The 25,039-nt window shown below is 61.1% G+C and carries 22 protein-coding genes; 9 read left to right on the top strand and 13 right to left on the bottom strand.

The window, feature by feature from the left end; genetic code table 11:
* Positions 1-20: 20 nt before the first annotated feature.
* Together tfpB and BVH74_RS07625 are read right to left on the bottom strand one after the other, a co-directional pair.
* Positions 21-1,820, bottom strand: a complete 1,800-nt coding sequence (gene tfpB, locus BVH74_RS07630; protein WP_080049483.1) for a type IV pilus assembly ATPase TfpB — start codon at positions 1,818-1,820, stop codon at positions 21-23.
* Positions 1,821-1,884: 64 nt separating this feature from the next.
* Positions 1,885-3,288 (bottom strand): CYTH domain-containing protein, encoded by a 1,404-nt coding sequence (locus tag BVH74_RS07625; protein WP_080049482.1) that lies wholly within the window; start codon positions 3,286-3,288, stop codon positions 1,885-1,887.
* Positions 3,289-3,425: 137 nt separating this feature from the next.
* Here BVH74_RS07625 and BVH74_RS07620 point away from each other — a divergent pair, with 137 nt between their 5' ends.
* From BVH74_RS07620 to argE, 3 genes are read left to right on the top strand one after another with little or no spacing between them, the layout of a single operon-like run.
* Positions 3,426-4,103, top strand: coding sequence for a TIGR00153 family protein (locus BVH74_RS07620; protein ID WP_080049481.1), 678 nt, complete (start codon positions 3,426-3,428; stop codon positions 4,101-4,103).
* A 28-nt stretch (positions 4,104-4,131) separates the two neighbouring features.
* Positions 4,132-5,388 carry an inorganic phosphate transporter gene (locus BVH74_RS07615; RefSeq protein WP_080049480.1) on the top strand — a complete coding sequence of 419 codons (1,257 nt, stop codon included), beginning with the start codon at positions 4,132-4,134 and terminating at the stop codon, positions 5,386-5,388.
* Positions 5,389-5,444: 56 nt separating this feature from the next.
* Complete coding sequence (gene argE / locus BVH74_RS07610) at positions 5,445-6,605, top strand: acetylornithine deacetylase (protein WP_080049479.1); 1,161 nt, start codon at positions 5,445-5,447, stop codon at positions 6,603-6,605.
* A gap of 7 nt (positions 6,606-6,612) precedes the next feature.
* Here argE and amn read toward each other — a convergent pair whose 3' ends face one another.
* On the bottom strand, positions 6,613-8,082 hold the full coding sequence (gene amn / locus BVH74_RS07605) for an AMP nucleosidase (protein ID WP_080049478.1): 1,470 nt from the start codon (positions 8,080-8,082) through the stop codon (positions 6,613-6,615).
* A gap of 97 nt (positions 8,083-8,179) precedes the next feature.
* On the opposite strand from amn, the gene argA reads away from it, so the two are divergent.
* From argA to BVH74_RS07585, 4 genes are all read left to right on the top strand, one after another.
* Entirely contained in the window at positions 8,180-9,472 is a 1,293-nt protein-coding gene (gene argA, locus BVH74_RS07600; RefSeq protein WP_080049477.1) for an amino-acid N-acetyltransferase, read from the top strand.
* A gap of 152 nt (positions 9,473-9,624) precedes the next feature.
* Entirely contained in the window at positions 9,625-10,932 is a 1,308-nt protein-coding gene (locus BVH74_RS07595; protein WP_080049476.1) for an OprD family porin, read from the top strand.
* A 141-nt stretch (positions 10,933-11,073) separates the two neighbouring features.
* A complete protein-coding gene (locus BVH74_RS07590; protein WP_080051659.1) occupies positions 11,074-11,655 on the top strand; it encodes an RBBP9/YdeN family alpha/beta hydrolase in 582 nt (193 codons plus the stop codon).
* A 14-nt stretch (positions 11,656-11,669) separates the two neighbouring features.
* Entirely contained in the window at positions 11,670-12,494 is an 825-nt protein-coding gene (locus BVH74_RS07585) for a sigma 54-interacting transcriptional regulator (protein ID WP_080049475.1), read from the top strand.
* A gap of 64 nt (positions 12,495-12,558) precedes the next feature.
* Here BVH74_RS07585 and BVH74_RS07580 read toward each other — a convergent pair whose 3' ends face one another.
* The 7 genes from BVH74_RS07580 to BVH74_RS07550 form a co-directional block, all read right to left on the bottom strand.
* On the bottom strand, positions 12,559-13,341 hold the full coding sequence (locus tag BVH74_RS07580; RefSeq protein WP_080049474.1) for a class II glutamine amidotransferase: 783 nt from the start codon (positions 13,339-13,341) through the stop codon (positions 12,559-12,561).
* A gap of 5 nt (positions 13,342-13,346) precedes the next feature.
* On the bottom strand, positions 13,347-14,207 hold the full coding sequence (gene yghU, locus BVH74_RS07575; RefSeq protein ID WP_080049473.1) for a glutathione-dependent disulfide-bond oxidoreductase: 861 nt from the start codon (positions 14,205-14,207) through the stop codon (positions 13,347-13,349).
* 88 nt (positions 14,208-14,295) lie between these two features.
* Complete coding sequence (locus tag BVH74_RS07570) at positions 14,296-15,375, bottom strand: sulfate/molybdate ABC transporter ATP-binding protein (RefSeq protein WP_080049472.1); 1,080 nt, start codon at positions 15,373-15,375, stop codon at positions 14,296-14,298.
* A gap of 259 nt (positions 15,376-15,634) precedes the next feature.
* Positions 15,635-16,474: a sulfate ABC transporter permease subunit CysW gene (cysW, locus tag BVH74_RS07565; protein WP_373279489.1), complete on the bottom strand. Its 840-nt coding sequence runs from the start codon at positions 16,472-16,474 to the stop codon at positions 15,635-15,637.
* Between the two features lie 49 nt (positions 16,475-16,523).
* Entirely contained in the window at positions 16,524-17,348 is an 825-nt protein-coding gene (cysT, locus tag BVH74_RS07560) for a sulfate ABC transporter permease subunit CysT (protein WP_373279488.1), read from the bottom strand.
* Between the two features lie 62 nt (positions 17,349-17,410).
* Positions 17,411-18,430 (bottom strand): sulfate ABC transporter substrate-binding protein, encoded by a 1,020-nt coding sequence (locus tag BVH74_RS07555; protein ID WP_080051658.1) that lies wholly within the window; start codon positions 18,428-18,430, stop codon positions 17,411-17,413.
* A gap of 242 nt (positions 18,431-18,672) precedes the next feature.
* Entirely contained in the window at positions 18,673-18,855 is a 183-nt protein-coding gene (locus BVH74_RS07550; protein WP_080049469.1) for a DUF2292 domain-containing protein, read from the bottom strand.
* 216 nt (positions 18,856-19,071) lie between these two features.
* On the opposite strand from BVH74_RS07550, the gene ilvD reads away from it, so the two are divergent.
* Together ilvD and BVH74_RS07540 are read left to right on the top strand one after the other, a co-directional pair.
* Positions 19,072-20,910 (top strand): dihydroxy-acid dehydratase, encoded by a 1,839-nt coding sequence (ilvD, locus tag BVH74_RS07545; RefSeq protein ID WP_080049468.1) that lies wholly within the window; start codon positions 19,072-19,074, stop codon positions 20,908-20,910.
* A 372-nt stretch (positions 20,911-21,282) separates the two neighbouring features.
* On the top strand, positions 21,283-22,965 hold the full coding sequence (locus tag BVH74_RS07540) for a putative bifunctional diguanylate cyclase/phosphodiesterase (protein WP_080049467.1): 1,683 nt from the start codon (positions 21,283-21,285) through the stop codon (positions 22,963-22,965).
* On the opposite strand, the gene BVH74_RS07535 is transcribed toward BVH74_RS07540, so the two are convergent.
* Genes BVH74_RS07535 through lgt form a run of 3 tightly spaced genes read right to left on the bottom strand, consistent with a single transcriptional unit; the run spans position 22,938 to position 25,035 of the window.
* A complete protein-coding gene (locus tag BVH74_RS07535; RefSeq protein WP_080049466.1) occupies positions 22,938-23,453 on the bottom strand; it encodes a dihydrofolate reductase in 516 nt (171 codons plus the stop codon). The genes BVH74_RS07540 and BVH74_RS07535 overlap by 28 nt on opposite strands.
* Entirely contained in the window at positions 23,450-24,244 is a 795-nt protein-coding gene (locus BVH74_RS07530; protein ID WP_080049465.1) for a thymidylate synthase, read from the bottom strand. Before BVH74_RS07530 ends, BVH74_RS07535 begins: the two co-directional genes overlap by 4 nt.
* The gene (gene lgt / locus BVH74_RS07525; RefSeq protein WP_080049464.1) at positions 24,241-25,035 is read right to left on the bottom strand and encodes a prolipoprotein diacylglyceryl transferase; all 795 of its coding nucleotides are present in this window, start codon (positions 25,033-25,035) and stop codon (positions 24,241-24,243) included. Before lgt ends, BVH74_RS07530 begins: the two co-directional genes overlap by 4 nt.
* Between the last annotated feature and the right edge of the window lie 4 nt (positions 25,036-25,039).

Raw genomic sequence — 25,039 nt, 5'->3', positions numbered from 1 at the left:
GCCATTCTACCCGAACCCCTCTAACGTTGCTGGCTGGTCGGCGTCACCCGTAACACCTCCTCAATGGTGGTCAACCCGGCGGCAACCTTCTGCGCACCGGACAAGCGCAGGCTGTGCATCCCTTCCTTGTAGGACTGACGACGCAGCGCACTAAGATCGGTGTCGGTCTGGATCAGCGCCCGCAGGCCATCACTCAGCGGCATCAGCTCGTACACCCCGGCGCGCCCGCGGTAGCCGGTTTCCCGGCATTGCGGACAACCTACCGGCTTGTGTGCCTGGCTTGGCAATGGTGCATTCCAGGGCTTGGTCAGCTCACTCCAGGCATCGGCGTCGACCTCGGTCGGAGCCTTGCAATGCGGGCACAGGGTGCGCACCAGGCGCTGGGCCATGACCCCGAGGATAGTGGCGCGCAACAGGTAGGCTGGCACCCCCAGCTCGATCAGTCGACTGATCGCGCTGGGCGCATCGTTGGTATGCAGGGTCGACAGCACCAGATGACCGGTCAGCGCCGCCTGAATCGCCATCTCGGCGGTTTCCAGATCGCGGATCTCGCCGATCATGATGATGTCCGGATCCTGCCGCATCAGGGCCCGGACCCCGCTGGCGAAGGTCAGCTCGATATTGTGCTGGACCTGCATCTGGTTGAAACTGTCCTCAACCATCTCGATCGGATCTTCGATGGTGCAGACGTTGACCTCAGGGGTCGCCAGTTGCTTGAGCGTGGTATACAGGGTGGTGGTCTTGCCCGACCCGGTCGGACCGGTGACCAGCACAATACCGTTGGGCTGGGTCACCATGCCCTGCCAGCGGCGCTGATCTTCCGCCGAGAAGCCAAGCTGATCGAAGCTGCGCAGCAGTACATCGGGGTCGAAGATCCGCATCACCATCTTCTCGCCGAAGGCGGTCGGCAGGGTCGACAAGCGCAGTTCGATCTCGTTGCCCTGGGGCGACTTGGTCTTGACCCGACCATCCTGCGGCTTGCGCTTCTCGGCCACATTCATCCGGCCCAGGGTTTTCAGCCGGCTGACCACCGCCACCGCGACCTGCAACGGGAACTGATAGACCGTGTGCAATACCCCGTCGATGCGCAGCCGGACGCTACCGGTATCGCGCCGCGGCTCGATGTGGATATCGCTGGCACGCTGCTCGAAGGCGTACTGAAACAGCCAGTCAACAATATTTACTACGTGAGCGTCGTTGGCGTCCGGTTCCTGGCTCATGCTGCCCAGGTTCAAAAGCTGCTCGAAGTTGCCGACCGCGCTGAGCTTTTGATCGCTGGCATTGGCACCGCTAACCGAGCGCGCCAGCCGGTAGAATTCGACCGAATAGCGCTGGATATCCGCTGGGCTGGCCACCACACGGCGAATCTCGCGCTTGAGCACATGGTGCAGGTTCGGCTCCCAACTGGTGACAAACGGCTGGGCGCTGGCGATGGTGACTTCGCGTTCGTTGACCTCGACAGCCAGAATCTTGTGCCGCTGGGCAAAGGCGAAGGACATCAGCGGGGTGATAGCCGCGACGTTGATTTTCAGCGGGTCGATCCGATAGAACGGCTGGCCGGCTTCCTCGGCCAGCCAGCGGCTCAGGGTTTCCAGATCCAGCGTCCGATCCGGCCGAGCCAGATCAGCCGGATTCTGGCTGGCAATGAACTCCAGCGGATGCAGTTTGGCAGTATCGCCGGTGGCCGAGCGGCGCAGCGCGCTGAGCTGCTCGGCACTTTCAAGATCCAGCCGGCCCTGGGCCACCAGCAATTTGAGGATATCGGCCAGATCCAGTGGCCGCTCCTGGCCAGGCAGGTACAGGTCAGCCAGACTGTTCATGCACACCCCTTATCCTTATGTTCCAGATCAATTGCCGGCTTGCGATCGGCTAACCGCCAGAGTCTTAATTATTCAGTTCGCGCCAGGCATCCAGCCGGCGTACACGCTGGCCCTGTTTGCGCAAGGCGGCGAGCAGCGCCGGGTGCTGTTCGGCCTCAACCAGCGGGTACTGCTCAAGCAGCGCCTGCAGTTTGTTGAGTTCACCGTACAGCCGGTCGGCCTCGGGCACCTCCAGCCATCGGCGGAAGTTGACCAGCAAAAAGTGCAGACGCCCGAGCCGAGGCAACTGGTCCACCCACTCGCTGGCCATGCCATCAGGGTCATTGGCATGCGGCACCCGCAGTTCCTGAATTTCCTTGGCACAGGCTGCCAGCAGCCAGCGCGCCAGTTCCAGTTGGCCGACCTTGTCACCGCGTGGCGGTCGGCCCTGGCACCATTGGCGCCGCTGCAACCACAACGCCAGGCCAATGAACAACTGGCCCCAAGCCGGCTCGGCGATGGCCTGATCGAACACCTCTGGCGCCGCATCACGGGCGGCCTGACCGTCCTGATCATCGGCCCAACCGGCCAGCACCAGCGGTCGGAAACGCTGCAACAGCGCATCCAGGGGCGCGATAAAGGGCGCCGCCGCCGAGCGTGGCATGCCCAGGTCAAACACGCCGAAATAGGCTCGCAGCTCGGCCAGTTGCTGGCTCAGTTCACGAAACAGCTTCCACTGCCGGGTATGCCGATACTGTTCGGCCAGGCGTTGGGTCTGGCCCAACAACTGCCAGCCGCCATTATGGATCACCTCATCCACTGCTGTGGTTGACTGCCAGTCCGGCGACGCCGGACGCAGCTCGTAACTGGCTGGGTCGAACAGCCGGTAGCCACGCTCGGCCTTGCTGATATCACAAGGCATCAGCGGCAGGTCGGCAGCCAGCGCCTCGGCCAGTTCCAGCAAGGCCTCGGCTGGGCCCTGGCGAATTTCCAGCTCCAGCTCGCAGATCGGCTCCTCACGCTCACCGGCCAGAACCTTGCCCAGATCCAGCGCGGCCTCGACCTCAACCGATTCGCCGTCCCGTTCCCAGCACAGCATTGCCCGGGTCCGCTGAAAATCAGTGGTGAACACCGGCTGCAGTTGCGTCTTGTCCAGCTCGGCCAATGCCTGGGGCCAGCACTGGTCATCCAGCAGGTTCAGATCCAGCGCCGGCTGACTCAGGTACCAGTCCCATTCATTGCGCTCGGACAAGCCAGCAACACTCTGGCCACGGCTTTTCAGGGTCTGGATGAACTGCTCGCCATCACGCCGCAGGCGCAGGGCAACCCGAGCCGTGGACAGGGCCCGCTCGGCACTGTCGTAATACTGGTTGTACAGGGTACTGGTCTGCCAGTCGCCCTGACGCCGGGCATTGAGCAGCGGATGCTCGCGCAGGGCGTCCAGAGTTTGCCGGCTGACGCGCAGCTTGATTTCGGTTTCTTTAACCATGTGACTCTCTAAAAAGCCTTGCCACTCATCGGTTAGCGCGGCAAAAAATGACATAGAAATGACCAATCCACGGCATTTTGATGACGTTGGCGGTCTCAGCACCTATAATTTTGCGCCTCACTAACCCAGGAGGCGCCATGCCCAACAATCCTTTCATCAAACTGTTCGGTCGCTCACCGATCGGTCCGATGCAGCAGCATATTGCCAAGGCTCATGAATGCGCCGCGCAGCTCGTGCCCTTCATCGAAGCGGTATTTGCCGACGACTGGCAAGCGGCTGAACAGGTTCAGCAAAGGATCGTGCAACTGGAACACGAAGCCGACAAACTGAAAAAGGATGTGCGGATTCATCTGCCCAAAAGCCTGTTCCTGCCAGTGCCGCGCTCGGACCTGCTGGAGCTGCTCAGTGTACAGGACAAAGTGGCCAACCGCGCCAAGGATATCGCCGGCCTGATGCTGGGCCGCAACATGACTATCCCGGCCACTCTGCAACCAGCCTTTCTGGTCTTCGTTCAACGTTCAGTCGATGCCGCAGCCCAAGCGCTCAAGGCCATGAACGAGCTGGACGAGCTGCTGGAAACCGGCTTTGCCGGCCGTGAAGTCACTCTGGTGGAAAAACTGGTTATCGAGCTCGAAGACATCGAGCGCGACACCGACCGTATGCAGGTCAAACTGCGCGCCGAGCTGTTCAAACTGGAAAAAGACATGCCTCCCGTCGATGTGATGTTCCTCTATCAGATCATCGAATGGATCGGTGATGTCGCCGACCGCGCCGAGCGCGTCGGTAACCGCCTGGAACTGCTAATGGCTCGCTGAGTCCCGCTACCGCGCAGAGATTTTCACTATGACTCTTATCGCAGAATACGGCACTACCCTGCTCATCCTGGCCTGCCTCTTCGGTTTCTTCATGGCCTGGGGGGTAGGCGCAAACGACGTCGCCAATGCCATGGGCACCTCGGTCGGCTCCCGGGCATTGACCATCAAGCAGGCGATCATCATCGCCATGGTCTTCGAGTTCCTCGGCGCCTACCTGGCCGGCGGCTCGGTTACCCAAACCATTCGTAGCGGCATTCTCGATTCCAGCATGATCAGCCCGGAGCAGATGATCTTCGGCATGCTGGCGGCGTTGCTGGCAGCCGGCACCTGGCTGCTGATCGCCTCGATCAAGGGCTGGCCGGTCTCCACCACCCACTCCATTGTTGGCGCGGTCATCGGCTTCGGCGCCGTTGGCGTCTCCATGGAAGCGGTCAACTGGTCCGGCGTGGTACCGATTGTTGCCAGCTGGGTGATTTCGCCAACCCTGTCCGGGGTGGTCGCCTTCCTGATCTTCATGAGCGTGCACAAGCTGATCCTCGATACCGAGGAGCCGTTCCGTAACGCCAAGCGCTACGTGCCCTACTACATGTTCGCCGTCGGCTTCATCGTCACCCTGATGACCGTGACCAAAGGCCTCAAGCATGTGGGTCTGGACCTGAACAACTGGCAGAGCTTTGGTCTGGCGGTACTGGTCGGGCTGCTGATCACCGCACTGGGCGTGGCTCTGCTGACCCGGATCAAGGCCGACCCGGAGGCCGACAAGGACTTCCATTTCGCCAGCGTGGAAAAGGTCTTTGCGGTACTGATGATCTTCACCGCCTGTGCCATGGCCTTCGCCCACGGCTCCAACGACGTGGCCAACGCCGTTGGTCCGCTGGCTGCCATTGTCGGCGTTCTGCAGACTGGTGAAATCGCGGCCCGTTCTCTGGTGCCCGGCTGGGTGCTGCTGCTCGGCGCCGCCGGTATCGTGGTCGGTCTGGCTACCTATGGCTATCGCGTAATCGCCACCATCGGCCGCCACATCACCGAACTGACCCCGAGCCGCGGTTTTGCCGCCGAACTGGCCACCGCCACCACCGTGGTTGGCGCCTCGGGCCTGGGGCTGCCGATCTCCACCACCCACACGCTGGTCGGTGCGGTTCTGGGTGTTGGTATGGCGCGCGGCATCGCTGCACTGAACCTGCGGGTGGTCGGCACCATCTTCAGTTCCTGGGTCATCACCCTGCCGGCTGGTGCTGGTCTGTCGATTCTGTACTTCTTCGTCCTCAGCGGGATTTTCGGCTGACGCTGAGGCCCTGACGGCGTAAGCTGAAAGCCAGCTTACGCCGTCAGGGATCCACCATGTCATTGCCCAGCCTCAAGCAGCAATTCGCTGCTTTGCTCGCCGCCCCCTCGATCAGTTGTACCCAGGCCGACCTTGATCAGTCCAATCTGGGCGTCATTCATCTGCTCGCCGACTGGCTCGGCCAACTGGGCTTTGCCTGTGATATCCAGCCAATCGCCGGCCAACCTGGCAAGGCCAATCTGATCGCCACCCTGGGCTCCGGCCCCGGCGGACTGGTACTGGCCGGCCATACCGATACCGTACCGTGCAACCCCGAGCGCTGGAGCTACGAGCCATTCGCTCTGACCGAGGCCGACAATCGCTGGTATGGCCTGGGCAGTTGTGACATGAAAGGCTTTTTCCCGCTGATCATCGAAGCAGTCAAGGATTATGCCGACCAACCCTTTCAGCAGCCGTTGATCGTACTCGCCACCGCCGATGAGGAAAGCTCCATGAGCGGTGCCCGGGCACTGGCTGCCAGCGGCCAGCCCAAGGCCCGGCATGCGGTGATCGGCGAGCCCACCGGGCTCAGGCCAATCCGCGTGCACAAGGGCATCATGATGGAGCGGATCGACATTATCGGCCAGGCCGGCCACTCCTCCGACCCCAGCCTCGGGCGCAATGCCATTGAAGCCATGCATGTGGTGATCAGTGATCTGCTGGAGCTGCGCAGCGCCTGGCAGAAACGCTGGAACAACCCACTGTTCAGCGTACCGACCCCGACCATGAACCTGGGCTGCATCCACGGCGGTGACAACCCCAACCGGATCTGTGCCAAGTGCGCGCTGGAGTTCGATATCCGTCCACTACCGGGCATGGACGGCGACGAGCTGCGCGCAGCGATCCACGCCCGGCTCGCACCGATTGCCGCCGAACGCCAGGTCCAGATCGACTATCAGCCACTGTTCCCGGGCGTCCCGGCCTTTGAAACCGCCGCCGATGCACCGATCGTTGCGGCCTGCGAGCGACTGACCGGACACAGCGCCGGCAGCGTGGCCTTCGCCACCGAAGGCCCCTACCTCAATCAGCTCGGCATGCAGACCCTGATTCTCGGCCCCGGCGACATCGACCAGGCCCACCAGCCGGACGAGTTTCTGGCCCTGGATCGGATCGAACCGACGGTGCGAATTCTGCGCGGGCTGATCGAGCAGTTCTGTTTGCAACCCACCCGCCCCTGAACCGCCCTCAGCGGAACGGCGGTTCATCAAAGCTACGCAGCTTGCGCGAATGCAGTGAGTTGACCTGGCTGCGCAGCAGATCCAGTGCCGCGATGCCGATATGCAGGTGCTGGCTGACCGCCCGTTGATAGAAGGCCCCAGCCGCGCCCGGCAACTTGATCTCGCTGTGCAGCGGCTTGTCGGACACGCACAGCAAGGTGCCGTAGGGCACCCGCAGGCGATAGCCCTGGGCGGCGATGGTGCCGCTTTCCATATCCACCGCCACGGCCCGGGCCTGATTGATCAGCGATCGCTCCTGAGCCCAGCGCAGTTCCCAGTTGCGATCATCGTAGGTCAGTACCGTGCCGGTACGTAGCCTGCGCTTGAGGGCGTCGCCCTGATCACCGGTGACCAGTGCCGCTGCCGCCTGCAGGGCCTGCTGCACTTCGGCCAGGGCCGGCAACGGAATATGTGGCGGCAATAGCCGATCGAGGATGCCGTCACGACGCATATAGGCATGGGCCAGCACGTAGTCGCCAATCGCCTGGGATTGGCGCAACCCGCCACAGTGGCCGATCATCAGCCAGCAATGCGGACGCAGCACCGCCAGGTGGTCGGTGATGTTCTTGGCATTGGACGGCCCGACGCCGATATTGACCAGAGTGATGCCATCGCCATCGCTGGCCAGCAGGTGGTAGGCCGGCATCTGAAAGCGGTGCCAGGCCACGCTGTCGACCACAGCCTGCATGTCATCCTCGGCCATGCCGCGCTCGATCAGCACGTTGCCCGGCAGTACCAGCGTGGTGAAGCGCGACTCGCTGAGCAGCATGTCCATTCCGTAACGGATGAACTGGTCGACGTAGCGATGATAGTTGGTCAACAGGATCCAGGGCTGCACGTGCTGCCAGTCGCTGCCGGTGTAGTGCACCAGCCGGCGCAATGAAAAATCCACCCGCGCCCCATCGAACAGCGCCAGCGGCAAGGGGTCCATCTGGGTCCAGTCATCCAGCCCGTCGGCGGCATTGTCGCTGATCGCCGACAGATCGGTTCCGGGAAACACCCGCGCCAGCTCGCCTGCGGCAACCCCGGAGCGCGACAGTTCGTCATAGGCCAGCACATAGGGGTAAGGAATCGGCTGATCACTGAGCCCAACCTCCAGACGTACCTCGAAGTCCTTCAGCAGCGGTTCCAACTGCTCCAGCAGGTAACTGCGAAAGGCCTCTGGATGGGTAACGGTCACCGCATAGGTCCCGGGAATCTGTACTCGGGCAAAGGCCCGTACTGTGGCCGGGGGGTCGCTGTGTGCGGCATAGGTCAGACGCAGCGCCGGGTAGCAGAACTGGCGTAATTGCTCGGCACTCGGCTGCCGCCGTTCATGCAGATACATATGCAAGGCCTGGCCCAAAGCCTTGGTTGCCTGTCGGTAAAGTGCAGCCAGGCGGTCTACCGCAGCTGAAGCGGTGTTGACAACGACATAGTCCGGGGTCGATTGCGGCATGTTGAACGCTCCTGTTCGAAGGGCCATGGAGCCAATGATACACTTGATGGCAAGCAGCCAAACTCCCTACACTGGCGTTTTGCCCGGAACACCACGCATGCACGACTACGTCAACTGGTTCCGCCACTCGACGCCTTACATCAACACCCACAGGGACTGCACCTTCGTCGTGCTGCTGCCGGGTGAGGCCATGGCGCATCCGAACTTCATCAATATCATCCACGATGTAATGCTGCTCAACAGTCTCGGCGTGCGTCTGGTGCTGGTGCATGGCTCGCGCCCGCAAATCGAGGAGCGGCTCAAGGCCCGCGGCCTGGATTCGCGTTATCACAATGACCTGCGCATCACCGATCTGGATACCCTGGCCTGCGTGATGGATGCGGTCGGCAGTCTGCGCATCGCCATCGAGGCGCGGCTGTGCACCGCGCCTTCGGGCCAGCGCTCGCGGCTACGGGTAGTCAGTGGCAACTTCGTCACCGCCAAGCCGATTGGCGTGGTCGACGGGGTCGACTTCCACCATACCGGTGAAGTACGCCGGATCGACCGCAAGGCGATCAGTCAGCACCTGGATGAACAGTCGATCGTGTTGCTGTCGTCCATCGGTTACTCGCCGACCGGAGAGGTTTTCAACCTGGCCTGCGAAGATGTCGCCACCAGCGCCGCCGCCGCGCTGAACGCCGACAAACTGATTCTGCTCGGCCCCGATACCGGGATTTTCGATGCCGACGGCCAATTGCTGCGCGAACTCAAGCCAACGCGGGCCACAGCGCTGCTCAAGGCGCTGGGCAACAGCTTGCCCGGCAGTCTGCTCAAGGCTGCCTGCAAAGCCTGCGACGGCGGAGTGCGGCGCAGTCATATCGTCAGCTTCGCCGAGGACGGCGCGGTACTGACCGAGCTGTTTACCCGCGATGGCGGCGGCACCATGGTCAGCCAGGAAGCCTTCGAGCAGATCCGTCCGGCCACCATCGACGATGTGGCCGGTCTGCTCGAACTGCTGCGCCCGCTCGAAGAGGCCGGGATTCTGGTGCGCCGCTCGCGCGAAGTGCTGGAAACCGAGATCGGCCAGTTCACCCTGATCGAGCGCGACAGCATGATCATCGGCTGCGCAGCCCTCTACCCGCTGGATGATTCGCGCAGCGGCGAACTGGCCTGCGTCGCCATCGATCCGGATTACCGCCACGGTGGGCGCGGCGACCAGTTGCTGGCCAGCGTTGAGGCTCAGGCCCGCAAGCTCGGCCTGGATACCCTGTTCGTGCTCACCACCCGCACCGCGCACTGGTTCCGCGAGCGCGGCTTCGTCCCCAGTTCAGTGGAGCGCCTGCCAGCCAAGCGTGCCTCGCTGTACAACTACCAGCGCAATTCCAAAGTGTTTGAAAAGTCGATCTCATAAAGAATAAGCAAATTACTTTTTATTCTTTTTGGCTTTTTAGCATTTCATTTATGTTACCGGCATCAACCTGTGTTGATGCCGGCCAGTCACGCACTCGACCACGAACCTCACTGCCGCGCCATTCTGCCAATTTCGTTTGTCTGGAGCACACCATGAAAAGAACTCTGATCGCCAGCGCCGTGGCCGCTGGCCTGTTGACCATTACGTCCAGCGCCCTGGCCGAGGGCGGTTTCATCGAAGACAGCAAGGCCAGCCTTGGCCTGCGCAATTTCTACATCAACCAGGACAACCGCAGCGGCAGCGCTGCGCCCTCCAAAGCCGAAGAGTGGGGACAAGGCTTTTTGCTCAACTTCCAGTCCGGCTATACCCTGGGCACCATCGGCCTCGGGCTCGACGCACTGGGGCAACTGGGTCTGCGCCTGGACTCTGGCGGGCGCACCGACAAAGCCGGGCGCAGCCGCAACCCCGGTACGGTATTCCCGCTCAAAAGCGATAACAGCGCGGTCAGCAACTTCAGCCGCCTGGACCTGACCGGCAAGCTTAAGGTCGCCGAAACCGAGCTGAAGATTGGCGCCCTGCTGCCACGCCTGCCGGTTCTGAGCCTGAATGACGGCCGCCTGCTGCCGCAAACCTTTCGCGGCGGCCAGTTGACCTCCAACGACATCGACAACCTGACCCTGCACCTGGGTCAGATCGAGCGCGCCAGCGGTCGGGCCTCCAGCGACTATGAGAACCTGACCATTGCCGGCGGCAGCCAGCGGGTCAACCAGTTCCGCTATGCCGGTGGCGACTACAGGCTGACCAGCAACCTGACCACCAGCTACTTCTTTGCAGAGCTGCAGGACTACTACCGCCAGCATTACCTCGGTGCAGTCCACAACACAGGGCTCGGTGCCGGCAAGCTCAGCACCGATCTGCGCTACTTCGACAGCAACGCCCATGGCGCCAACAAGCGCCAGGAAGCGGGCTACGCTGCACGCGGTGTCAACAACAACGGCAAGGTCGACAACCGCGCCGCCAGCGCGCTGTTCACCTACAGCCTGAGCGGCCACAGCCTGGGGCTGGGCTACCAGCACCTGAGCGGCAACAGCGACTTCCCGTTCATCAACAACGGCGACGGCGCCACTGCCTACCTGATCACCGACTCGCAAATCGGCAAGTTCCAGCGTGCCGGCGAGCGCACCTGGCTGGGCCGGTATGGCTACGACTTCGCCCAGGCCGGCATACCTGGCCTGCGCGCCAACGCCACCTACCTGCGCGGCAGCAACGTCAAGAGCAACGTCTCCGGGGCCAACAACGAGTGGGAGCGCGACCTGCGCCTGGACTACACCATCCAGGATGGCCTGTTCAAGAATGTTGGCCTGTCGCTGCGTCATGCCAGCCTGCGCAGCAATGTCACCGGGCAACGTGATATCGACGAAGTCAGGGCCATCATCAGCTACAACATCGTATTGCTGTAACTTCCCTGGCAACGAAAAAGGCTCCGTTATTGGAGCCTTTTTTATTCCAAAATGAGAATAAGCAAATAATTTTATATTCCTTATTGTTAGACCCCAAAAACCGTACACTGGAGCCATTCTGAAATAGCAAAGGTTATGACCATGACCAGCTCCCTTACCCGCTATCTGATCCTGCCTGGCTGGCAGGGCTCCGGCCCCGAGCATTGGCAGACCCACTGGCAACAGGTACTACCCAACACTACTCGCGTGGAACAAGCGGACTGGCAACACCCCGACCCTCACGCCTGGATTGACCGGCTGGAGCACGCCATCACGGCCGAACCAACACCGGTGATCCTGATTGCTCATAGCCTGGGCTGCATTACCGTCGCACACTGGGCCAGTCGCAGCAAAGCCCGTTCCTTGGCCCAGGTTCGCGGTGCCCTGCTGGTTGCCCCGGCCGATGTCGAGCGCGAGAACTGCCCGCCAGCCCTTCAGGGTTTCGCTCCGATTCCGCAGCAGCCGTTGCCGTTCCCTAGCCTGCTGGTTGGCTCCAGCAATGACCCGGCAGCCAGCCCGCAACGCGCCATTGAACTGAGTCAGTCCTGGGCCAGCCACAGCGTGATTCTCGAGCAGGCCGGCCATATCAATGTCAGCGCCGGCTTTACCCACTGGAGTGGCGGCTTCCGGTATTTGTACCAACTACAGCATTTTATTGAACAGCAGGCCCGGCAACGGGCCTGACGGAGTGACTCACCATGCCATCTCCCGGCCCTGAAGGCGCCCTGCTGACCTTTACCGACGCTGACCGAAGCCCGCTGAGCATCCGCGCCAAGGCCCTGGTCTTCGTCGACCCGCGCTCGCAGCAGTTGCACCGCGAACTTGAACGATTGTCTCCTTCCGGGCTGCCTATTCTGATCCAGGGCGAAACCGGCTCCGGCAAGGAACTGCTGGCCCGCCAGATCCATCGCTCCAGTGCGCGCCAAGGCCTATTTGTGGCGGTGAATTGCGGCGCCCTGATCGGCAACCAGGCTGAAGCTGAACTGTTCGGTTATGTTCCCAGCCACCCTGTCCGCAGTCAGGCCGGCCGTACCGGTTGGTACGGGTCTGCCAACGGCGGCACCCTGTATCTGGATGAGATTGGCGATCTGCCCAAACACCTGCAGCGCAAGCTACTGACCGCCCTGCAAACACGTGAAATTCTGCGGGTAGGCGCCAGCAACGCAACCCCCGTGGATGTCCGCTTGGTTGTGGCCACCAGCATTGATCTGGAGCGAGCCGTTGAAGCCGGAACATTCAACGCGCATCTGTACGAATATCTGAACGAAGGCTTCCTGGCGCTGCCGCCACTACGCCAGCGGGTTGCCGACATTCTTCCGCTGGCCGAATACTTTCTCGCCATGTATGCCCAGCGTCTGGAACTGCCTGTCCCTTTGTTCGATGACCACGCAGCTAAACGCCTGCAGGCGCATACCTGGCCTGGCAACACTCGGGAGCTGGAGAACGTCGTGCATTTCGCCTTGCTGGTCAGCCGCGACGGCCTGATCCGGGCTGGTGATCTCAACCTGCCCGACGACCAATAGGTCGCCGGCATAATTGCCCCAAACAAGTTCAAGGCTAAGTTCTCGCGCATGAGCAATACCGGAATCAAACCAGCTCAAGCTGCCCCGACGCCAGCGTTTCTCCGCCGTGCCAAAGCCGCCACTCACCTTGCTGGTACAACGTCCACTGCTCGTTGCTGGTCAATGGCTCGGTGGCAATCACCGTGACGACATCGTTGGGCGTGGTGTGCTCGCCAAAATCGACCACCAGCTCCAGATCACTCAGTTGCGCGGCACCAAAAGGCGCCCGCCGGGTAATCCAGGCCAGCTTGCTGGTACACAGGGTGAACAGCCAGTCGCCATTGCTCAGCAGCAGGTTGCAGACACCCTGGCTGGCATAGTCGGTACAGGCGCGGGTGATGGCCTGCATCAGTGCCGCCTGTTCGGGCAACTGACTGAACTGGCTGCGCAGGCGGTTGAGCAGATCACAGAACAGGGCTTCGCTGTCGGTGTCGCCAACGGCCTGGAACGGGCCGGGCTGGGCAACGAAACCCTCGAGCTGGCCATTGTGGGCAAAGCTCCAGTACTGCCCCCACAGCTCGCGGGTAAATGGATGGGTATTGGCCAGACTGACTCGCCCGACATTGGCCTGACGAATATGGCAGATGACATTCTCGGACTTGATCGGATAGCTTTCGATCAGCCTGGCAATCCCCGAGCTGTGGCATGGCGCCGGGTCATGAAAACAGCGAACACCACGGCCCTCATAAAACGCCACACCCCAGCCATCGCAATGCGGCCCGGTGCGCCCACCGCGCTGCATCAGCCCGGAAAAGCTGAAGCAGATATCGGTGGGAACATTGGCGCTCATGCCCAGCAGCTCGCACATGGCCGTTAGCCCTGCTGCCCACGCAAACCGGCAAAGTCGCTGGCGGCATGGCGTTCCGGCAACTGCTGGTCTGCATCGCCCCAGGTCCGATTGACCATCCGCCCTCGCTGCACCGCCGGTCGCTGGCCAACCTCCTCGACCCAACGCAGCACATGGCTGTAACCCTGCGCGTCGAGGAACTCGGCGGCGCCATACACCTGATTGGTCACCACCCCGCCATACCAGGGCCAGATCGCCATATCGGCAATGCTGTACTGGTCACCGGCGACATAGCGCTGCTCGGCCAGTTGCCGGTCGAGTACGTCCAGTTGGCGCTTGACCTCCATGGTGTAGCGATTGATCGGGTATTCGAACTTCTCCGGGGCATAGGCGTAAAAGTGGCCAAAGCCACCGCCAAGAAACGGCGCGCTGCCCATCTGCCAGAACAGCCAGTTCAGGCACTCGGTGCGCCCGGCCAGATCCTGGGGAATAAAAGCACCGAACTTGTCGGCCAGATACAGCAGGATTGAGCCGGACTCGAACACCCGCAGCGGCGGGTCCATGCTCTGGTCGAGCAGTGCCGGAATCTTCGAGTTCGGGTTGATCTCGACAAAACCCGAGCCGAACTGGTCGCCCTCGTTGATGCGGATCAGCCAGGCATCGTATTCCGCCGCCTGGATGCCAAGCTCAAGCAGCTCTTCGAGCAGGATAGTAACCTTGACCCCGTTGGGCGTGGCCAGCGAATACAACTGCAACGGGTGCTTGCCACGCGGCAGCTCGCGCTCGTGGGTCGGCCCGGCCACCGGCCGGTTGATATTGGCAAACTGGCCACCGTTGGCCTTGTCCCAGGTCCAGACCCGGGGTGGGGTGTAAACGCCGTTGCTCATGACTTCCTCACAGTGGATCGCTGTAGAAGCACAACCCTAGCCGGTTCCCCACCCCTGATCCAGCCCTGCCCCACTCTTTTACTGCTCTTCAGCCAGATGAGTTCAGTTCACCATCCTCAAGAAACACCCGGGTATTCACCGGCCTGATCCAGGCGTCGCCCCCTTGTACCAACCCCAGCTCACGAAACCGATGTTTGGGTAGTTCGGCGTGTACGACGCGCTCGCTGTTGTCGGTGCGCAGTTCCAGACGCACGGTCGGCCCGACTACCGAAACCAGCTCAATCTCGGCATGCAGCGCGCCCTCGCTGCGACCATCCAGCACTTCGATATCGTGCGGGCGCACATAGGCCAGCGCCTGGCTCTCACGCTGGCCGGCATATTCGGGTGCGTCCAGATGCACATCACCGATACGGGCAATACCGTCATGCACCCGGGCATGGAACAGATTGACGTTGCCGAGGAACTGGTAAACGAACGGGTTGGCCGGGTTGTCATAGACATTCTCCGGGCTACCGTCCTGTTCGACCTTGCCCTTGTTCATCACCACCACCCGGTCAGACACTTCCAGCGCCTCTTCCTGATCGTGGGTGACAAACACGCTGGTGACGTGAATCTCGTCATGCAGCCGACGCAACCAGCGGCGCAGCTCGGCGCGCACCTTGGCGTCCAGTGCGCCAAAGGGTTCGTCCAGCAGCAGAACCTTTGGCTCGACCGCCAAGGCGCGGGCCAGGGCAATCCGCTGGCGCTGGCCGCCGGACAGTTGCGATGGCAGGCGATCGGCGGTCCAGTCCAGTTGCACCATTTCCAGCAGGTGCATGACCTTCTTGCGAATCTCTTCCTTGCTCGGGCGCTGGCGGCGCGGTTTGACGGTCAGCCCGTAGGCCACGTTCTCAAACACGCTCATGTGCTTGAACAGCGCATAGTGCTGGAACACGAAACCCACCCCGCGGTCACTGACGTGCAGGTCGGTGGTGTCTTCACCGTGGAAACGGATCCGACCGCTGTCTGGCTGTTCGAGCCCGGCGATGATCCGCAACAGGGTGGTCTTGCCGGAGCCCGACGGCCCGAGCAATGCGGTCAGCTCGCCGTCATTGAGAGTGAGGCTGACGTTGTCGACGGCGACGAAGTCGCCGAAGCGTTTATTGACCTGATCGATTTCAATGCTCATTTGGATTTTCGTCCCGGGAATAAATAGACATCGTCATTGCGAGCCTCGTAGAGGCGTGGCAATCCTAGGCACCGCATTGCTGCCAGGCATGGATTGCCGCGTCGGCAAAAAACGCCTCCTCGCAATGACGTGTGTAGGGGGCGTCATTGCGAGCCTCGTAGAGGCGTGGCAATCCATAGGCACCGCATTGCTGCCAGACATGGGTTGCCGCGTCGGCATAAAACGCCTCCTCGCAATGACGACATGCTGGTGGTACGACTCAAGCCTGCGCATGACGCTCATCCAGCCACTCGACAAAACTCTTGATTGCAATGGTCACCAGCGCCAGCCCGGTCAGCAGTGACGACACGGCAAAGGCGGCGGTGAACATGTACTCGTTGTAAAGCACCTCAATGTGCAGCGGCATGGTGTTGGTTTCACCGCGAATCCGCCCGGAAACCACGGCTACTGCACCGAACTCACCCAGCGCCCGGGCGTTACACAGGATCACCCCGTAGATCAGGCCCCACTTGATATTCGGCAGGGTTACGTACCAGAAAGTTTTCCAGCCGCTGGCCCCGAGGGTCAGCGAGGCTTCCTCCTCTTCCTTGCCCTGCTGCTGCATCAGCGGGATCAGTTCGCGGGCAATGAACGGCAAGGTGCCGAAGGCGATCACGATGATGATGCCGGGGACGGCAAAAATGATCCGCAGGTCATGGGCCGCCAGCCAAGGACCAAGCCAGCCCTGGGAGCCGAACAGGATGACGAAGATCAGCCCGACCACCACCGGCGAGATGGCAAAGGGCATATCGATCAGTGATATCAGAATCGGCTTGCCACGGAACTCGAACTTGGCAATCGCCCAGGCCGCCGCCACGCCAAACACCATGTTGATCGGCACGACGATCAATACCACCAGCAACGACAGCCGGATGGCGGCTAGCGCATCCGGCTCGTTGATCGCTGCCCACCAGACCTGCAGCCCCTGTTCAAAGGCGCCATACAGCGCTACCGCCAGCGGCAGTACCAAAAACAGCGCGAGAAAGGTCAGGGCTATACCGATCAGGGTCCAGCGCACCCACAGCGGTTCTTCCGTGGCGCGGCGCCAGCGTGCGGCCAGTTCAGGATTGGCTACATAAGTAGAGGTTTGTGTTGTCACAGGAGAGTCCTCACAGGCCGCGACGCTGGGTCCACCATTGCAGACCATTGATCAGAAGTAGCAGGGCAAAGGCCGCCAGCAACATCACCGTACCGATCGCAGCGGCGCCGTTGTAGTCGTACTGTTCGGCCTTGGCGACGATCAGCAGCGGTGTGATCTCGGTGCGGTAGGGCATGTTGCCGGAAATGAACACCACCGAGCCGTACTCACCCACCGCGCGGGCAAAAGCCAGGGCATAACCGGTCAGCAGCGCCGGCAACAGTGCCGGCAGAATCACCCGGCGGATGGTGGTAAAGCGGCTGGCGCCCAGACTGGCCGAGGCCTCTTCGCGTTCAGCCTCCAGGTCTTCCAGCACCGGTTGCACGGTGCGCACCACAAAGGGCAGGCCGATATAGGTGAGCGCCACCACCACACCAAGCTGGGTGTAGGCCACCTTGATCCCGGCCACCTGCAGGTACTGGCCGACCCAGCCGCTGGAGGCATACAGGGTCACCAGCGCAATCCCGGCCACTGCGGTTGGCAGGGCAAACGGCAGGTCTACCAGCGCATCAACGATTTTCTTGCCGGGGAAGCTGTAACGCACCAGCACCCAGGCCACCAGCGCGCCAAACACCAGATTGATGGTGGCGCCGATCAACGAGGCGCCAAACGACAGCTTGTAGGAAGCCACCACCTGCGGATGGCTGACAGCGCGCCAGAAGTCATCCCAGCTCATCAGCGAGGTGTAGAGCAGCAGGCCACCCACTGGAATGAGAAAGATGAAGCTCAGGTACAACAGGGTAAAGCCCATGGTCAGCCCGAAACCGGGTATGACGCGGCGCTTCTTTGCAGCCAGGGACATAGATCACCTCAGACAAAAGCCCGGGCGTATGGCGCCCGGGTTGGTTTCAGCCGTTGTCAGCGCCGGGAAATCGATTCCAGGATGCTGTCGAACTGGCCACCATCGTTGAAGTGAGTGTCCTGCGCGTTCTGCCAGCCACCAAACACCTCATCGACAGTAAAGAACTCGACGCTAGGGAAGCGATCGGCGAACTCGGCAGCGATTTTCGGATCACTTGGACGGTAATAATGCTTGCCGGCCAAACGCTGGGCTTCATCGCTGTACAGGTACTGCAGATAGCCTTCGGCGACCTCGCGGGTGCCCTTGCGATCAACATTCTTGTCCACCACGGTGACCGGCGGCTCGGCCAGAATGCTTACCGAGGGCACCACGATCTCGAACTGGCCCTGACCCAGCTGCTCTACCGCAAGGAAAGCCTCGTTTTCCCAGGCAATAAAGGCATCACCAATTCCGCGCTGGACAAAGGTGTTGGTCGCGCCGCGGGCCGCCGGATCCAGCACCGGGACGTTGGCATAGATCTGACGAACAAAGTCGTAGGCCTTCTGTTGGTCACCGCCGTTCTGTTTCAGCGCATAGCCCCAGGCCGCCAGGTAGTTCCAGCGGGCCCCACCGGAGGTTTTCGGGTTGGGAGTAATTACCTGCACGTCATCGCGCACCAGGTCGTCCCAGTCCTTGATGTTCTTCGGGTTGCCCTTGCGCACCAGTAGCACGATGGTCGAGGTATAGGGCGAGCTGTTGCGTTCCAGCCGATCCTGCCAGCCATCGGGAATCAGCTCACCGTTCTGGCGCAGCGCATCCACGTCATAGGCCAGCGCCAGGGTCACCACATCGGCATCCAGCCCGTCGATCACCGAGCGCGCCTGCGAGCCGGAGCCACCATGCGACTGACGCACGTTGACACGCTGCCCCTTGGACTCTTGCCAGTACTGGCTGAACGCAGTGTTGTACTCGCGGTAGAACTCACGGGTAGGGTCATAGGACACATTGAGTAGGTTGACCGTCTGGGCAAGGGCCGAAGCGGATACCAGAGCGGCCAGGCCGCCAGCAATCAGGGTCTTGCGGAAAAACTTTTTCATGGTGTGTGCACTCTGCAGATACATTTCTCGTAGCGCCAAGATGGCGCTGGGGTACGGTGTGAACGCTCAGCGATCACATTCGGTGAGAAGCGCGGCTACAGGGTCGACAGCGTTGACCGGCATAAGCGAGCGAGGTCATGGGAAGCTCCAATAGTAGTTACGTGTTGGCTTCACACGCCTCTGGTGTTCCAGTCGGCGGGGTTGTTTAGGGGTCTGGCGACAATATCCCGTGGTCGGGTGCTTCAGGACGTCCTGGTCGGCGGCGATTGAAAGCGAAACTTTTCCTTGCGTTCAATCTGTACCACCTGACCGTTATGCAGGGTGATTTCCACGGCGCCGAACTGAATGTTCTTCAACGCCTCGGCAATCGCCGCTATCACCCGCTGGTCATCCGCCGCCGCATTAACAGTGTTGGTAGCGGTCATGGCTGGCTCCGAAGTTCGTTATGGACAACACCACGCGGGTGTCGACGAGCAGATACTAGATCAGCCCAATTATAACCATAAATACTATTTTGGAATTTTTATATTCTTTATAGAAATAAAAAGAGCCAGACCTAATAGCACCGTCTCCCCGCTACTGCAAGCCACTCGCCGAATTGGTATGCTTGACAGATTACGGAACACAACGAGATCACCGTCATGCCTGATTACCGCTCGAAAACCTCCACCTTCGGCCGCAACATGGCCGGCGCCCGCGCGCTGTGGCGTGCCACCGGGATGAAGGACGAGGACTTCAAGAAGCCGATCATCGCCATCGCCAACTCCTTTACCCAGTTCGTGCCCGGCCACGTGCACCTGAAGGATCTGGGTCAACTGGTCGCGCGGGAAATCGAAAAAGCCGGCGGCGTGGCCAAGGAATTCAACACCATCGCGGTAGATGACGGCATCGCCATGGGTCACGACGGCATGCTCTATTCGCTGCCCTCGCGCGAGATCATCGCCGACTCGGTCGAGTACATGGTCAACGCTCACTGCGCCGACGCCATCGTCTGCATCAGCAACTGCGACAAGATCACCCCCGGCATGCTGATGGCCGCGCTGCGCCTGAACATTCCGGTGGTGTTCGTCTCCGGCGGACCGATGGAAGCCGGCAAAACCAAACTGGCCAACCACGGCCTGGATCTGGTCGATGCCATGGTCGCCGCCGCCGACGACAGTTGCTCAGACGAAACCGTCGCCGAGTACGAGCGCAGCGCCTGCCCGACCTGCGGCAGTTGCTCGGGCATGTTCACCGCCAACTCAATGAATTGCCTGACCGAGGCTTTGGGCCTGTCACTGCCGGGTAACGGCTCGACCCTGGCCACCCATAGCGATCGCGAGCAACTGTTCCTGCGCGCTGGCCGACTGATCGTCGACCTGTGCCGTCAGTACTATGCCGAAGGCAACGAGAACGTCTTGCCGCGCAATATCGCCAGCTTCAGGGCTTTCGAGAACGCCATGACCCTGGATATCGCCATGGGTGGCTCGACCAACACCATCCTGCACCTGCTGGCCGCCGCCCAGGAGGCCGAACTGGCCTTTGACCTGCGTGATATCGACCGGCTGTCGCGCAAGGTGCCGCAACTGTGCAAGGTGGCGCCGAACATTCAGAAGTACCACATGGAAGACGTGCACCGCGCCGGCGGGATCTTCTCGATCCTCGGTGAGCTGGCCCGCGGCGGGCTGCTACACACCGATGTACCGACCGTGCATAGCCCGAGCATGGAGGAAGCTATCGCCCAGTGGGATATCACCCAGACCGACGACGAGACCGTACACACCTTCTTCAAGGCCGGTCCGGCCGGTATCCCGACCCAGGTAGCGTTCAGCCAGAGCACTCGCTGGGACAGTCTGGACGATGACCGTGAAAACGGCTGCATCCGCAGTGTTGCCCATGCCTACTCGCAGGAAGGTGGCCTGGCGGTACTCTACGGCAACATCGCCGAAGATGGCTGCGTAGTGAAAACTGCCGGCGTGGATGAATCCATCCATGTATTCGAAGGCCGGGCCAAGATCTATGAAAGTCAGGACAGCGCGGTCAAAGGTATTCTGGCCGACGAGGTCAAAGCGGGCGATATTGTCATTATCCGCTACGAAGGCCCCAAGGGCGGCCCGGGCATGCAGGAAATGCTCTACCCAACCAGCTACCTGAAATCCAAAGGCCTGGGCAAGGACTGCGCCCTGCTGACCGATGGGCGCTTCTCGGGCGGCACCTCGGGCCTGTCGATCGGTCATGCCTCGCCGGAAGCGGCTGCGGGCGGCGCCATCGGCCTGGTGCGTGACGGCGACAAAATCCTGATCGACATCCCGAAGCGCAGCATCAACCTGCTGGTCAGCGATGAGGAACTGGCCGTACGCCGTGCCGAACAGGACGCCAAGGGCTGGAAACCGGCTGAACAACGTCCGCGCAAGGTGACTACTGCGCTCAAGGCCTACGCCCTGCTGGCCACCAGTGCCGACAAGGGTGCGGTGCGCAATAAGGCCATGCTCGAAGATTAAGGAACCCCGGAAAACTACCTGCGTTGGCAATACTGCGTTAAAAACAGCCTCAAAATGCTCATTTACAACACGTAAACTGCGCTTTTTCGGCTGTTTTTGTCTTGTCTTGCCTGCCTCGGCTACGTTTTCAGGGATCCCTTACCCCAGCGATGACGCGGGCGAGCCCTCGCCCGCGTCATATTTCCAGCAAGATACTGAAATTCGCCAAAAGCAGTCAAAACCCCGTCAACCGCCCCAAATTCCCCTACCATTTGTCGGACAAACTTGCCAGTTATGTCATGCTTGTGCTGAATGCAAGTTGTGATGGCGTTAACATAATGATGTCATCTCGCCTACATGGACGCTTCACTTTAATTCCATAAATGGAAGCCAATGGAAACCGCTGCCCGCAAGCTGTTGCTGGTTGAAACGAATCAGGACAAGCGTGAGCACCTGCTCAGCTTGTGCCGGGATTTGCCCGACACGACGTTCGATGTCGAGGTCTGTACACGCCCGAAAGAAGCCATCAACCGCCTTGCCAGCGGTGCCTTTCATGCCTGTCTGTTACCCAATGATCTCGGCCTGTTGCGCGATGCCCGACGCGTGGCCACGGGCACCCTGTACCTGCTGATCAGCGACGGCGGCTCAGCGCACAGTGATAGCAGCGCGCTGGAAGATGGCGCCGACGATATCTTGCAGCGCACCCGTCTGGACGCCGAACTTCTGCAGCGCGCCCTGATCCATGCCCAGTCACGCCGCAGCAGTGGCCTGCGTCTGGCCCAACAGGCCAAGCAGGACCCCCTGACCGGGCTGGGCAACCGAGCCCTGCTGGAAGAAGAACTGGATCGTCTGTTGCTGCGCAGCAAGCGCAGCCAGGAAGGCTTTGCCCTGCTGTACATTGACCTGGATTACTTCAAACAGATCAACGACAGCTTCGGCCATGGCCTGGGTGACCTGCTGCTGGCGGTGATCGCCAACCGGCTGCGCCGCAGCATGCGCCAGGATGACCTGATCGCCCGGATCGGCGGTGATGAATTCGTCGCGTTGCTGCATGACCTGCATGACCCCAACGACGCAGCGCTGATTGCCAGCAAGATCATTCACACCCTGAGCGAGCCCATCACCCTGAGCGGCCATCATCTGCTGATTTCCGCCAGCGTCGGCATCGCCACCTATCCCGAACACGGCCAGTCCGCCGCTGAACTGCTGCAGCATGCCGACCAGGCGCTGTATCGGGCCAAGGCCAATGGCCGCAACGGCTACAGCTTCTATTGCCCAAGCGAAGAAGCCCATACCCGGACCAATCTGGATATCGAGCAGGGGCTGCGTCACGGCCTGCTGGAAGGTCAGTTCCGTCTGCACTACCAGCCTATCGTCGATACCCAGCAGGGCGACACCGTGGCCTGGGAAGCTCTGCTGCGCTGGCAGCATCCGCAACTGGGACTGTTGACGCCGGACGCCTTCCTTAAGCTGGCCGAACACAGTGGCCTGATTCTGCCGATGGGCCACTGGGTAATCGCCCAGGCGCTGGAGGCTGTCCAGCAGTGGCAGAACGCAGGCATCAATTGCCGACTGTCGATCAACCTGAGCGACCGCGAACTCAAGCAGCCGCGCTTTGCCGACCAACTGCGCCAGCTACTGACCAAAAGCAAAGTCGACCCGCGAATGGTTCAGCTCGAATTACGCGAAGAGGCCCTGCTCAAGCACGCCAGCCAGGCCAGCAAGCTGTGCAAGGGACTCAGTGAGCTGGGAGTCGATATCTGGCTTGATCACTTTGGTGAGGAATACGGAGCACTCGGCTATCTGGCCCGCCTGCCGATCAAGGGCATCAAGCTGGATACCCGGAGTATGCAGGACGGTAATGACAGCGAGTACGCCAACTATCTGCGCAATCTCATCAACTTGTCACGCGGAATGGGTAAACAGGTGACCGCCAACTTCGTGGAAAACGCCCAGTGTGCCAACCAGCTATCACACTGGGGCGGGCACTATCTGCAAGGTTACTGGATCGGCAAGCCGCGCCCGCTGGAGGAAGTGCTGGACCAGTCTCAGCCGCTGATCCTGTCCAGCACCTGATAGCTGTGAGCGGGATAGTCCGGGCCGGCCGGTACATCCCGCTGCTCAACCAGTGACCAATCCCCCTCAGGGATCTGTGGAAACCAGGCATCGCCCTGCGGACTCAGCTCGACCCGGGTCAGATACAGCCGGTCGGCCAGATCGAGCATCTCGCGATACAGCATCTCACCGCCAATCACCATAACCTCGTCGACCGCATCCAGCTCGGCCTGTCGCCGCGCCACCTCAAGCGCCTGCTGCGGGCTGGTAACCACCACAGCGCCGGGCAACTGCAAAGCCGACTGGTGACTGACAACGATGTTGGTGCGTCCCGGCAAGGGCCGCCCCAGCGAGTCAAAGGTTTTGCGCCCCATGATGATCGGCTTGCCCCAGGTCTGCGCCCGAAAGTATTTCAGATCCTCCGGCAGATGCCAGGGCAACTGGTTGTCGATACCGATCACCCGGTTGCTCGCCAGTGCGGCAATCAGTGCGATGCGTGGACTACTCATACCGCCACCGGCGCCTTGATATGCGGATGGCACTGGTAGTTCTCCAGAGTGAAGTCCTCGAAGGTGAAGGTAAACAGGTCGCGCACCCCGGGATTCAGGCGCATGGTCGGCAGCGGCAGCGGCTCGCGACTTAACTGCAGATCGGTCTGCTCCAGGTGATTGGCGTACAGATGGCAGTCACCGCCGGTCCAGATGAACTCGCCCGGCTGCAGGTCGCAGACCTGAGCAATCATCAGCGTCAGCAACGCATAGCTGGCGATATTGAACGGCACACCGAGGAAGATATCGGCTGAGCGCTGGTACAACTGGCAGCTGAGCTTGCCGTCGGCAACATAGAACTGGAACAGTGCATGACAGGGCGGCAGCGCCATGTCGTCCACCAGCGCCGGGTTCCAGGCCGAGACGATTAGTCGACGTGAATCCGGATTGCTGCGGATCATCTGCAACAGCTTGCTGATCTGGTCGATAGCCTCGCCGTTGGGCGCCGGCCAGCTACGCCACTGGTAGCCATAGACCGGCCCGAGATTGCCGTCGTCGTCGGCCCACTCATCCCAGATCGATACCCCGTGCTGTTTCAAGTAGGCGATGTTGGTGTCGCCCTTGAGAAACCACAACAGCTCATGAATGATCGATTTGAGGTGGCACTTCTTGGTGGTGACCAGCGGAAAGCCTTCACTGAGATCAAAACGCATCTGATGGCCGAACACACTGTAGGTGCCAGTGCCGGTGCGGTCACTCTTGAAGGTGCCGGTTTCACGCACCCGGCGCATCAGATCCAGATACTGTTTCATGCGATTTTTGCCTCCCGGCGATAGGCGAACCAGATCATCCCGGCACCAATGACGACCATCGGAATGCACAGCAACTGACCCATGGTGAACCAGTCGAAGGCCAGGTAGCCGATATGCGCGTCCGGCTCTCGGACAAATTCAACGATAAAACGGAACACCCCGTAACACACCCCAAACAGCCCACTGACAGCCATGGTCGGGCGTGGTTTGCGCGAGTAGATCCAGAGAATGGCGAACAGCGCCACACCTTCCAGGGCAAACTGATACAGCTGCGAGGGATGCCGCGCCAGTTGCAGCGGGTCGGTCGGGAACACCATGGCCCAGGGCACGTCGGAGGCCTTGCCCCACAGCTCGGCGTTGATGAAGTTGCCAATGCGCCCGGCGCCCAGGCCAATCGGCACCAACGGAGCAACAAAGTCCATTACCTCAAAGAAGCGCTTGCCGTTGCGCCGGGCAAACCAGGCCACCGCCAGCAACACCCCGATCAATCCACCATGGAACGACATACCGCCTTTCCAGATTTGCAGGATCAGCGTCGGGTCATTGATATAGGCCGCCAGATCGTAGAACAGCACATAGCCCAAACGCCCACCGGCAATCACCCCGAGCGCGACCCAGAACACCAGATCGGAGAGCTTTTCCCGACTCCAGGTCGGGGCAAAATCGGCCCAGCGGCGCGATGCCAGCCACCAGGCGCCACCAATACCGATCAGGTACATCAAACCGTACCAGTGAATCTGCAACGGACCAATAGCCAAAGCCACCGGGTCGATTTGCGGGTAAGCCAGCATGAAT

This window comes from Halopseudomonas phragmitis (genome assembly GCF_002056295.1).
GTDB lineage: Bacteria > Pseudomonadota > Gammaproteobacteria > Pseudomonadales > Pseudomonadaceae > Halopseudomonas > Halopseudomonas phragmitis.
This window is presented reverse-complemented; position numbering and strand designations above follow the sequence as displayed.

Excerpts from the sequence above, each read along its gene's own strand:
- BVH74_RS07595 (WP_080049476.1), top strand. The coding sequence starts at position 9,625 with ATGAAAAGAACTCTGATCGCCAGCGCCGTGGCCGCTGGCCTGTTGACC.
- BVH74_RS07555 (WP_080051658.1), bottom strand. The coding sequence starts at position 18,430 with ATGAAAAAGTTTTTCCGCAAGACCCTGATTGCTGGCGGCCTGGCCGCT.
- lgt (WP_080049464.1), bottom strand. The coding sequence starts at position 25,035 with ATGCTGGCTTACCCGCAAATCGACCCGGTGGCTTTGGCTATTGGTCCG.
- BVH74_RS07620 (WP_080049481.1), top strand. The coding sequence starts at position 3,426 with ATGCCCAACAATCCTTTCATCAAACTGTTCGGTCGCTCACCGATCGGT.
- BVH74_RS07615 (WP_080049480.1), top strand. The coding sequence starts at position 4,132 with ATGACTCTTATCGCAGAATACGGCACTACCCTGCTCATCCTGGCCTGC.
- BVH74_RS07625 (WP_080049482.1), bottom strand. The coding sequence starts at position 3,288 with ATGGTTAAAGAAACCGAAATCAAGCTGCGCGTCAGCCGGCAAACTCTG.
- BVH74_RS07570 (WP_080049472.1), bottom strand. The coding sequence starts at position 15,375 with ATGAGCATTGAAATCGATCAGGTCAATAAACGCTTCGGCGACTTCGTC.
- BVH74_RS07530 (WP_080049465.1), bottom strand. The coding sequence starts at position 24,244 with ATGAAACAGTATCTGGATCTGATGCGCCGGGTGCGTGAAACCGGCACC.
- BVH74_RS07590 (WP_080051659.1), top strand. The coding sequence starts at position 11,074 with ATGACCAGCTCCCTTACCCGCTATCTGATCCTGCCTGGCTGGCAGGGC.
- amn (WP_080049478.1), bottom strand. The coding sequence starts at position 8,082 with ATGCCGCAATCGACCCCGGACTATGTCGTTGTCAACACCGCTTCAGCT.
- yghU (WP_080049473.1), bottom strand. The coding sequence starts at position 14,207 with ATGAGCAACGGCGTTTACACCCCACCCCGGGTCTGGACCTGGGACAAG.
- BVH74_RS07540 (WP_080049467.1), top strand. The coding sequence starts at position 21,283 with ATGGAAACCGCTGCCCGCAAGCTGTTGCTGGTTGAAACGAATCAGGAC.
- BVH74_RS07585 (WP_080049475.1), top strand. The coding sequence starts at position 11,670 with ATGCCATCTCCCGGCCCTGAAGGCGCCCTGCTGACCTTTACCGACGCT.
- BVH74_RS07535 (WP_080049466.1), bottom strand. The coding sequence starts at position 23,453 with ATGAGTAGTCCACGCATCGCACTGATTGCCGCACTGGCGAGCAACCGG.
- tfpB (WP_080049483.1), bottom strand. The coding sequence starts at position 1,820 with ATGAACAGTCTGGCTGACCTGTACCTGCCTGGCCAGGAGCGGCCACTG.
- ilvD (WP_080049468.1), top strand. The coding sequence starts at position 19,072 with ATGCCTGATTACCGCTCGAAAACCTCCACCTTCGGCCGCAACATGGCC.
- BVH74_RS07580 (WP_080049474.1), bottom strand. The coding sequence starts at position 13,341 with ATGTGCGAGCTGCTGGGCATGAGCGCCAATGTTCCCACCGATATCTGC.
- BVH74_RS07550 (WP_080049469.1), bottom strand. The coding sequence starts at position 18,855 with ATGACCGCTACCAACACTGTTAATGCGGCGGCGGATGACCAGCGGGTG.
- argA (WP_080049477.1), top strand. The coding sequence starts at position 8,180 with ATGCACGACTACGTCAACTGGTTCCGCCACTCGACGCCTTACATCAAC.
- argE (WP_080049479.1), top strand. The coding sequence starts at position 5,445 with ATGTCATTGCCCAGCCTCAAGCAGCAATTCGCTGCTTTGCTCGCCGCC.